The 10,369-nt window shown below is 71.4% G+C and carries 9 protein-coding genes; 6 read left to right on the plus strand and 3 right to left on the minus strand.

What is annotated here, in order from left to right:
• Nucleotides 1-15: 15 nt before the first annotated feature.
• Nucleotides 16-3,945, minus strand: a complete 3,930-nt coding sequence (eccCa, locus tag HDA40_RS11885; protein ID WP_253763613.1) for a type VII secretion protein EccCa — start codon at nt 3,943-3,945, stop codon at nt 16-18.
• Between the two features lie 86 nt (nt 3,946-4,031).
• Here eccCa and eccD point away from each other — a divergent pair, with 86 nt between their 5' ends.
• The 4 genes from eccD to HDA40_RS11905 all read left to right on the plus strand — a co-directional run bounded on the left by eccD (nt 4,032) and on the right by HDA40_RS11905 (nt 7,551).
• Nucleotides 4,032-5,408: a type VII secretion integral membrane protein EccD gene (gene eccD, locus HDA40_RS11890; RefSeq protein WP_253754971.1), complete on the plus strand. Its 1,377-nt coding sequence runs from the start codon at nt 4,032-4,034 to the stop codon at nt 5,406-5,408.
• A gap of 2 nt (nt 5,409-5,410) precedes the next feature.
• Entirely contained in the window at nt 5,411-6,811 is a 1,401-nt protein-coding gene (eccB, locus tag HDA40_RS11895; RefSeq protein ID WP_253754973.1) for a type VII secretion protein EccB, read from the plus strand.
• Between the two features lie 97 nt (nt 6,812-6,908).
• Nucleotides 6,909-7,232, plus strand: coding sequence for a WXG100 family type VII secretion target (locus HDA40_RS11900; protein ID WP_253754975.1), 324 nt, complete (start codon nt 6,909-6,911; stop codon nt 7,230-7,232).
• A gap of 10 nt (nt 7,233-7,242) precedes the next feature.
• Entirely contained in the window at nt 7,243-7,551 is a 309-nt protein-coding gene (locus HDA40_RS11905; protein WP_253754977.1) for a WXG100 family type VII secretion target, read from the plus strand.
• Between the two features lie 165 nt (nt 7,552-7,716).
• On the opposite strand, the gene HDA40_RS11910 is transcribed toward HDA40_RS11905, so the two are convergent.
• Entirely contained in the window at nt 7,717-8,394 is a 678-nt protein-coding gene (locus tag HDA40_RS11910) for an SUKH-4 family immunity protein (RefSeq protein ID WP_253754979.1), read from the minus strand.
• Nucleotides 8,370-9,515 carry a S8 family serine peptidase gene (locus HDA40_RS11915; protein WP_253754981.1) on the minus strand — a complete coding sequence of 382 codons (1,146 nt, stop codon included), beginning with the start codon at nt 9,513-9,515 and terminating at the stop codon, nt 8,370-8,372. Before HDA40_RS11915 ends, HDA40_RS11910 begins: the two co-directional genes overlap by 25 nt.
• A 98-nt stretch (nt 9,516-9,613) precedes the next feature.
• Here HDA40_RS11915 and HDA40_RS11920 point away from each other — a divergent pair, with 98 nt between their 5' ends.
• A complete protein-coding gene (locus HDA40_RS11920; protein ID WP_253754983.1) occupies nt 9,614-10,027 on the plus strand; it encodes a YbaB/EbfC family nucleoid-associated protein in 414 nt (137 codons plus the stop codon).
• A 4-nt stretch (nt 10,028-10,031) separates the two neighbouring features.
• Nucleotides 10,032-10,352: a DUF2563 family protein gene (locus HDA40_RS11925; protein ID WP_253754985.1), complete on the plus strand. Its 321-nt coding sequence runs from the start codon at nt 10,032-10,034 to the stop codon at nt 10,350-10,352.
• Nucleotides 10,353-10,369: the final 17 nt, after the last annotated feature.

Below are 10,369 nucleotides of genomic sequence, written 5' to 3' on the forward strand. Positions count from 1 at the left end.
CCGCCCAGGCAGCTACTAGGAAGTGCCATGTGGACTGTCCAACCAAGACGCTTGGATCAGCCGCGCGCCCTCTTTGCGGGTGACCAGCCACGCCCGGCCCGGCGGCAGCTGACTGGCCCGGACATTGCCGAGGATCGGTCCCTCGTTCTTGTCTCCCGACATGACCAGTCCCGGGGTGTTGACCTCCTTGAGGCGTACGAGGGTCTGGTCGAACGCCGACCGGCCGGAGCTGCCCCCACGCTTGGCGATCACCACGTGCAGCCCGACCTCACGGGCCGACGGCAGCAGCTCCTGCAACACGACCAGCGGGTTCTTCTCCCCCGCCACCAGGTCGAAGTCGTCGACGAGGACGAACAGCTCCGGGCCGGTCCACCAGTCCCGGGCGCGGAGCTGCTCCGGGGTGATGTCGGCCCCCGGCAGCCGCTTACGCAGCGACCCGTACGCCTCGGCCAGCATCTGTTTGCCCTGGTCGGCACTGGTGGCGTAACCGATGAGGTGGCTCTGCGGGATGGTGCCGAGCAGGCTGCGCCGGTAGTCCAGCGCGATGATGCGGGCCTGGTCCGGCGTACGCCGATCGGCGATCGACCGGCCGAGCATGCGCAGGAAGGCGGACTTGCCGCACTCCGTCTCGCCGAAGATCAGGAAGTGCGGATCGGCGTCGAGGTCGAGATAGACCGGGCGCAGGTCGGCTTCGCCGAGCCCGATCGGCACCTCGGGACGGTCGGCCGCGGCGGCCAGCACCTCGGCGTACTCGACCCGTTCGGGGAGCAGCCGGACGCGTGGCGCGATCCCGCCCGACCACGCTGTGCGTATCAGTGAAACCGCTTGATCGACCGTCGGCCCGGCCGAGCTGATCGAGGGCAGGGCCGACAGGAATTGATACGAGTCGGAGGTGATGCCGCGGCCTGGGACGTCTTGCGGCACGTTGGCCGCGGCCCGGCGCCCGATGGCCGAGTCGGACGGGTCGCCGAGCCGCAGCTCGACGCGGGAGCCGAACAGGTCACGGACCGAGGGCCGCAGGTCGAACCACCGGTTCGCCGCGGCGACCACGTGGATGCCGTAGGTGAGGCCGCGGTTGGCGAGGTCGTGGACCTTGGGTTCGAGATCCTCGAACTCGTTGCGCAGGGTGAGCCAGCCGTCCACGACGAGGAAGACGTCGGCGCAGCGCTCGTCGCCGAACTCGCCCGCGGCGGCCCGCCGCCGGAAGGCCGCGACCGAGTCCACACGATGCTCGACGAAGAACTGCTCCCGGTCGGCGAGCAACGCGACCAGCTCGGCGACGGTACGCCGGAGCAGGTCCGGCTCGCGCCGCGTCGCGACGCTGCCGACGTGCGGCAGGTCGGCGAGCGCGGACAGGCCGCCGCCGCCGAAGTCGACGCAGTAGAACTGCACCTGGTCGGGGGTGTGGGTGAGGGCGAGGCCGAGGATGACCGAGCGGACCAGGGTGCTCTTGCCGGTCTGCGGCGCGCCGATGACCACGATGTGCCCGGCCGCGCCGGACAGCTGGAAGCGCAACGCCTCCCGGCGCTGCTCGAACGGGCGGTCGACCACGCCCGCGAGGGCCTCCAGCGTGCCGCGCCGAGCCGGGTCGGCGGTGGTCAGGCCGAGCCCGGGGACGGTCGCCAGCTCGCCGATCACCGCGTCGACGGGGACCGAGTCGCTCAGCGGCGGCAGCCACACCTGGTGGGCGGGCGAGCCGTGCCCGGCCAGCCGCTCCGTCACGATGTCGAGCAGGGTGTCGCCGGTGACCGCTTCGAGGTCGTCCTCGGCGTCGGGCGACTGCGTCTCCACGGTCGCGGTCGGCTTGGCGACGTAGCCGGAGACGAAGGGCGCCACGGTGACCGCCGTCTCGGGCACGGCGGCGGCCTGCGTACGCCGGTGTACCCCGGACACGTACGCGGCGCGGAACCGGATGAACGCCTCGACACCGAACTTGAGGAACCCGTGGCCGGGCGCCCGGGGCAGCTCGTACGCGTCGGTGACACCGAGCACGGCGCGACTCTCCATCGGGGAGAACGTCCGCAGACCGATGCGATAGGACAGATGCGTGTCGAGACCCCGCAACCGGCCCTCTTCAAGCCGCTGGCTGGCCAGCAGCAGGTGTACGCCCAGCGACCGCCCGAGTCGTCCGATCTGGACGAACATGTCGATGAAATCGGGCTTGGCCGACAGCAGTTCGGAGAACTCGTCGCAGACGATCAGCAGGCTGGGCACCGGTTCCAGCGGTACGCCAGCCAGCCGGGCCCGTTCGTAGTCGCGCAGGGAGGCGTAGTTGCCCGCCCGGCGCAGCAGCTCCTGACGGCGTACGAGTTCGCCGTTGATCGCGTCGGTCATGCGGTCGACCAGCGGAAGCTCGTCGGCCAGGTTGGTGATGACCGCGCTGGTATGCGGCAGCAGGTCGAGCTTGGTGAAGGTCGCGCCGCCCTTGAAGTCGACGAGGACGAAGTTCAGGATCTCCGGAGGATGTGTCACGGCGAGCGCCAGCACCATCGTGCGTAGCAGCTCGGACTTGCCGGAGCCGGTCGCGCCGATGAGCAGCCCGTGCGGGCCCATGCCGTCCTGGGCCGACTCCTTGAGGTCCAGCTCGATCCGCTCGCCTTCGGGACCGACGCCGATCGGCACCCGCAGCCGCTGCCGGTTGGGCCGGGGCTGCCAGGTCACCTCCGGGTCGAGCGCGTACGGGTCGGGGATGTCGAGCAGGTCGGTCAGGTCGTGGGTGAACGTCATCGCCTGCTCACCCGAGCTGGCCCGGGCGAGCCGCAGCGGCGACAGCTGGTGTGCCAGGCACTCCGACACGACCAGGGGCAGGTCGTCGGCGTACCCGAGGACCTGGGAGCCGGCGTGCGTGGTGGCGGTCAACCGGCCATCCGCGCCGACCTTGAGCACCAGGGTGCTGCGGTCGGGGTGGCGGGGCGGCTCCCCGCCGATCCAGACGACCGTCGCGCCTTCCACTCCGCCGTCGGCGGCCAGATGGTCGGAACCGGCGGTCTCAGCGCCGTCCACGACGACGAGCACATGCGGGCCGTCGATGCTGACCTCGGTCGCCGCCGGGTTGAACCGCGGCCGGGTCGACAGCGTCTCCTCCAGCATCGCCTCCAGCGCCGCCAGCGACGTGGTGACCAGCCGCAGCGCGCCCAGCGCGTCGGTGTTCTCCGGATGCGCCGCGTGCGGCAGCCACTTGACCCACTCCCAGAGGAACCTCGACTTGTCCCCGGCGCAGGCCCCGATCAGCAGGTCGTCGGGCGCGTGGAAGAACGCGGCCTGGGCGACGATCGCCCGCGCCACGTGCCGGGCCTGCTCCAGATCGCCGTGCAGGTGGACCGAGGCGAACCCGTCGAGCGCCACGACGATGGGCAGCTGGTCGACCTGCCGATAGGTGCTCAGGAACCGACGCAGGGCGCCCGCACTGACCGGCTCGGCCTTCTCCACCGGCACGAACGGCGGGGGCACCAGCGGCGTGGCGAGGTCCCGCGCCCCGAGGCCGAGGCGTACCTGGCCGAAGTCGGGATCGGCCGCCCGCCGCTCCCACAGCCTCGAACTGTCCACAAGCGACCACAGCAGGCCCGGTTCGGGATGGCGGAAGTACTCCGCCGCCCGCTGCGTCCGGATCGCCGAGCGCACCGTCCGGCGTACGCCCGCCAGCTCGAAGAGGTAACCGCGCCGCAGCTTGGTCATCTCACCCTTGCTGCTGCCGGCGAAGCGGGAGAACTGCGTACCCACCATGCCCAGCATCGCCACGCCGAGCAGGCCGCCGGTGATGATGCGCAGGATGCCGCCGGAGTTGCCCGCGAACAGCAGCATCATCGCCACCGCCCCGGCCATCATCGGCAGGATCATCATCATCCGGGCGCCCATGCCGCCCTCGGGCTCAGGGATCTCGGACGGAGGTTCCAGGACGATCTCGCCGGCGGGGAAGGGAGGTGCGTTCCGCCGCGGCCGGCGCATCCGGATCGTGGTCGCCACCGGCACATGATAGTGACGAGGGGACCGATCTTGTCTATTGTGAACGCCGTTGCCGGGGAGGACGGTCCATGGTGGAACAGACAGGACTGGCGCGGATCATCGTCATCGCCCCGCATCGGCGGGTGGAGATGGCGGTCCCCGAACACGTCCCCCTTGCCGGCGTGCTCCCGGCGGTGCTCCGGCACGCGGGTCGCACCCTGGCCGAGGACGGTGTCGACCACGGCGGCTGGGTGCTGCGGCGGGTCGACGGCGGCCGGCTCGACCCGGCCCGGTCGCTGGCCGCGCAGGAGGTCTTCGACGGCGAAACCCTCGTCCTCGCGCCCCGGAACCAGCACTGGCCCGAGCCCGCCTTCGACGACGTGGCCGAGGCCATCGCCGAACGGGCCGGCCGGCTCGGTCTGGTGTGGAGCGCCGGGGCCACCGTGCGCGCCGGGTGGTGGGCCGCCGCCGTCGTGCTCGCCGCCGGCCTCATACTGACCGCGGTCACCCCGGCGAGCTGGCAGTCCGGCCTGGCCGCCCTGGCCGTGGCGGCCGTCCTGCTCGGCGCGGCGGTGATCGACGAGCGGCTCGATCCGGGTGCCTCGGCGGCCCGCCTGACCGCCCCGTTCGCCATGCTTTACGCCGCGCTCGGTGCGGTCCTGGTCAGCGCGCCCAGCCCCGACGACCTGTTGCGCCCCTGGCCGCTGACCGCCGGGCTCGCCGGGCTGCTGCTCGCCGCCGCGATCGGCCGGGCGCTGATCCGTGACGACGTCTTCTTCACCGCCGGAGCCACCTTCGGCGCCTGCCTCGGCATCGTCGCGCTGCTCAACGCGACCGAGATGGCCACTGTGGAGGGATCGGCCGCTGTCGTGGGTGGACTGACCGCGATGACGCTGATGACGGTCCCCCGGTGGGCGATGGCCGTCGGCGGTGTGCCGACCCCACCCGTGCCCACCCTGACCGGTCAGGCCGAGGCCGCCAACCCGCCCGCCGACGTGCTCAACGAAGCGGTCCGGCGCTCGGATCGCCTGCTCACCGGTCTGCTCGGCGGCGCGTGCGCCACCCTCGCCGCGTGCGTACTGCTCCTGATGGCCCACCCCAGCCCCAGCGGGGTCGCGCTGATCGGAGCGCTCGGGCTCATCTGCGCGCTGCGATCCCGGGCTTTCGCCGCTGTCCGGCATCGCGTACCGCTGCTGGCCGTGGGGCTGCTGTCTGTCGTGAGTCTCCTTTGGTACGCCTGGAGCAGCATCGGCGGCACCGCGGGCGCGACCGCGGCGGTGGTGGCCGCCGGGCTGACCTTCGCGCTCGCGGCGCTCGCGGCCGGACGGCGGTTCTCCCGGCGCACGCCGTCGCCGCATCTCGGGCGGCTGGGCGACTGGTCGGCCTTCCTGGCGACGGCCGCGGTGCCGATCCTGGCCGCGCTCGTCCTCGGTCTGTTCGGCTTCATGCGTGGACTGGGCGGCTGACGATGCTCAGCCGACGCGATCTGATCCAGTCCCGGCAGTACCTGCACCAGCGCCAGATCAAGGCGATGGTGGCGCACCGGCCCGATCCGCTCGACTGGGCGGGCCGCGCGGCGGGCGGGACTATCTTCGCCGGCATCATGCTGCTGGCGATCGCGCTCGGCGCGACCGCCGTCATCGGCCTGATCTTCCCCAGCGGCAGCAAGGCTTGGCAGAGCTGCGAGTCGGTGATCGTCGAGAAGGAATCGGGCGCGCCCTACGTGTGCGATCTGGCGTCCCGGACGCTCTACCCGGTGGCGAACTACGCCTCGGCCGCCCTGATCCTGGGTCGCAGCGACTCGGTGAAGGTCGCCCGCGCCTCATTGACCTGGCCGAAGGGCACCCTGCTCGGCCTGCCCGGAGCGCCCAGCGATCTCGTGCCCGCCAAGGCCTACCTCACCGGTTCGTGGAACCTGTGCACCGCCACCCGGAAGGACTCCGCCGGGCGGCCCGCCGCGGTGACCATCGTGCTGGCCGGTGCGCAGCCGACCGGGGCGATCGCGCTGGGTGAGAGCGCGGTGCTGCTCGCCGGGCCGGACGGGACCCGCTACGTCCTGTGGTCCGGCCGTCGTTACCCCGTACGCGAGCCGCAGTACGTCCTGCCCGCGCTGGGCTTCTCCGTCCAACAGGGACTCCCTGTGGGCGACGCGTGGCTGGCCCCGATCCCGCTCGGGGCGGCGCTCGGCCCGATCGACGTCGTGGGTCTCGGCGAACCGGCCCCGAAGCTGGACGGCGTCAAGGTCGGGCAGATCGTCCGGGTGGGCGACCGCGCGTACCTGGCCCGGCGCGAGGGCCTGCAAGAGATCACACCCCTGCAGAGCGCGCTGATCCGCGGCGTACGCGGCGAGCCGGCCACGCTGGATCCCGGTCGCCTCGCCGGCGTCGAGATCATGCAGCCCATGGCGTTCGCCGGGACCGCGCCGCCCCGGGAGATCCCGAAGTTCGCCTCCCTCGGCGACGATGGCATCGTTTGTGCCAATATCTTGGGCGACGAGCTGTCTCTGACGACCGGCGGCAGCCTCCCGCCCCGGGCGGCCATGGTCGCGCCCCGGCGGGCGTCCGGCCGCGGCGGCATGCCCCTCGCCGACGCCGTCCTGATGGAACCCGGACACGCCGTCATGGTCCGATCGATGGCCAGCTCAGGGGCGACCGGCGGGCCGCTCATGTTGATCAGCGACCTCGGAGTGCGGCACGCGGTCCCGGATGATCAGACCGCCGTGGCCCTCGGGTACGCCGGAACCCCGGTCCTCCTGCCGTCGTCCCTATTGGACCGGTTGTCCGAAGGCATCGCGCTTGACCCACAAGCCGCCCGCCAGGCAGCGGTAACGGCAATGTCACCTGTGGACACTTCTCGGCCCCGGCCGTAGCCGATATCGTTTACGCCACACCACGGGGCGCAGCGGCGGACGCGCGTTCGGGGCTCACACTCCCCACCCAGGGGGAACGCCACGATGGGAGGCAGGCATGGCAGTACAGCTCAGTATCGAGGATCTAGCGCGGGCCACGACCCAGATCAACACGACGTACGACCACCTGAACACGATCCAGACCGCGCTGGTGAACAAGCTTCAGGCCCTGTACGGCGACGGCTGGAAGGGCACGGCGTCCACCAAGTTCAACCTCGTGTACAACGCGTACGACGCGGCCGTCGAGAAGATCTACGAATCGCTCCGGCTGCTGGGTGAACTCATCCAGAAGGGCAACCAGACTTACGACACGAGCGAGCTCGACCGCGAGAAGATGATCGACCTGCCGGATGTCGGCCTGATCGGGACCACGCTGGGCTGAGGGAGCTGACATGGGTTACGAAGACGTCATTCGCTATGAGTTCGACACCATCGACACCGGCGTCGCCGCCATGCGGCAGGCGTCCGAGGACGTGCTCGACGAGCTGAACCGGCTCAGGACGCAGCTGGCCGACATCCTCTCCCGCTGGGAGGGCGACGCCGACGCCACCTACGTCGATGTCAAGCAGGACTGGGACCAGGCGCAGCAGCTGCTGAACTACGCCCACAGCGAGATCGCCACCAGCGTGTCCAAGGTGAACACCAACATGCAGGACACCGAGCAGCAGGTGGTCAGCATCCTGCGTTCGCACACGCTCTGACGCGTCCCTGCCTTATCGATTCGACCGCCGCCGTGGGTACGCCCACGGCGGCTTCGTCGTCCTGATCGACCGCCCGCACAAACCGCGATGGCGTGATCTCCGGACGCCCACGTACGCATCCGCGCCACCGATACGTGGCCCCACTGCCGAAGATCACCAGGCGCGTCAGACGGTGCGGCCCAGAACCCGGGCCAGTGCCTGATCGAAGTCGTCGCCGAGCGGCTGGACGACGTCCCCGTCGCGTCGGAAGACGCCGCCGGCGGCGTCGACGATCAGCTCAGCCTTGCCCATGCGGGCCACGACCAGGGCCGGCCGACCGTCATGCTCGAACAACCGGACCGGTTCGGTCGCCGACGGTGACGTCGGCTCGAAGGCGAGGCCGATGGCGGTCATCCGCAACGCGGCGAACTCCCGCAAAACCATCCTGATCGGATCGGGCAGCGGCGTACCGGATGGGGCGCAACGGCTCCACCACCGGTCCACTGCGGACGCCGCGTCGCGGCCGGGTCGCCAGCCCGCGAGCCGCAGGAGCGCCAGCGTCTGCGGCGAGAACCGGTCGGCCGCGCGGCGTACGGCCCGATAGGCGTCGGCGACCGCCTCGGGGGGCAGCGCCGACCACACCGTCACCGCACCCGTGTCGCCGTCGATGATCGCCCGCACGTGGGCGTCGAGGATGATGCCGTCCTCGGGCCCGTACTCCGGGGTGTCCCGGCCGACGACGTAGCCGAGTTCGAACGGGTGCAACCAGATCTGCGACTCCGGGTGATAACCCCGCGCCCAATTCTGGGCGATGTCCCGGGCCTGCTCCTCGGTGACGTTCACACCGGCCTCCGCTCGTTCCACGCCAACGCCATCCGGCGGCGCAACCGCCGCAGCACGACGACCGCGATCACCACCACCGTCCCGATCGCGCAGGCCGCCGCCACGATCGGCCCCACGCCCACCGCCGGTCGCGTCTTGGCCTGCGGCGACGGCATCCGCTCGGGGGCTACTGGAGCCACCTCGGTCAGCGGCTCGCTCAAGGCTCGCACCGGGTTGACGATCCCGTCACCGTACGCCGAACCACGGCCCATGGCCGGATCGGCAGTGGCGGCCAACCGGGCGGCCACCTGCGCCCCGGACAGGTCCGGCCGGTGCGCCCGGACCAACGCGGCCACGCCCGCCACGACCGCCGACGCCAGATCCGACCCTCCGTTGTAGATGGTGTGCCCGCGAGCCGGCGTCGACGTCGTCATCTTCTCCCCCGGCGCGGCCAGGTCGACCATCGCGCCGGTGCGGGCCTGCGTACCGGCCACGCCGGTGGCGGCGATCGCGTTCACCCCGATCACCCCGTCGTACGCCGCCGGGAAGTAGCCGTCGTCGCCCTCCCCGGTGGCGGCCACCACCACGACGTCCCGGGCGATCGCCCGCCCGACAGCGGCCCGGACGGCCGGACTGTCGCCGGTCAGGGTGAACGCGACGACGATGACGCGGGCGCCGTTCGCCACCGCCCAATCGACGCCGGCCCCGACGATCGACGGGTCGACGTCGTCCTCGACCCGCTCCATGACGCGTACAGGCAGGATGTGAGCTTGGGGGGCCACTCCGGCGAACCCGACCGAGGCATCGCGCCGCGCGGCGATCAGTCCGGCGACGCCGGTCCCGTGGCCGGTGCAGTCGACGCGACCGTCACCGCCGTCGACGAAGTCGCGGCCGGGCAGCACCGCGGACGCGAGCTGCGGATGCCGCCGGTCCACCCCGGTGTCGAGCACGGCCACCCGCACCCCGGCGCCCTCGTTGGCCAGCGGCCAAGCCTGCTCCAGGTTCAGCCAATGCTGTGCCCACGGCAACGCGGGGACGGCCTGGACACCCTCGGCCCGCCCGCGGGAGCAGGGAGCGGCCGCCTGAGCCGGCTGACCGGGCAGCGCGAGGCCGGTGAGGCCCGCGAGGAGACCGGCGAGAAACGCGTGGTACGCACGACGCACCGCACGATCTTCCCACCGATCTGGACTGTCCACCATGGTCGGCGCATGTGGACGATCAAGTATCGCTTTCGAAACGTTTCCCGGTTACCGTTGGATGCATGGCGGCCGATCGGGAAATGGTGGAGGCCATGCGGTCGCGTGCCGAGACCCTGCGGTCGCAGGTGGAGCGCGCGACGGCCGGCTTCGACTCGGTCATGGCGCAGCTGCGGTCGGTCGAGGTGACCGCGGTCTCCGCCGACCGGCTCGTCACGGTCGTGGTCGGCGCCGACGGCAAGCTCCGGTCGTTGCGGCTGGACCCGGGCATCTATCACCAGCCTGATTCGGCCGAACTGGCGGCCACGATCGAGGAGACGATCCGCGTCGCCGGCGACGCCGCCCAACAGCGCATGGTCGAACTGTGTGAACCGCTGCTGCCACCCGAGCTCGTCGGCCAGAAGGACTTCACCGGCAGCCCGGAACAGCTCCTGGAATCCATCACCGGCGGGTTCGCCGACATCCTGCGGAAGGGCTGAAGCGATGGCTGATCTGACCGACATCCCCGATCCCGAGGGTGCCAAGAACGCCGCCCACCGGCTGAACTCCGCGCTGGGAAATCTGGACGACGTGGTGTCCGAGGCGTTGAACCTCGTCCAGACGATGGAGGCGCAATCGCCGCTGTTCGGCGACGACGAGGGCGGACGGAGGTTCCGGTCGAACTACACCACCTCGGCCACCCAGATCACCGAGTCCACCCGGACGCTGGCGGAGGGCCTGAGCACGGTGGGCGCCGCGGTGAACAAGGCGATCAACGGCAGCACGACCGCCGAGGACGACAACACCCGCGCCATCCCCGCCTGACCCGGCTAGACCGGGGC

Origin of the sequence: Hamadaea flava, from assembly GCF_024172085.1 — a bacterium.
GTDB lineage: Bacteria > Actinomycetota > Actinomycetes > Mycobacteriales > Micromonosporaceae > Hamadaea > Hamadaea flava.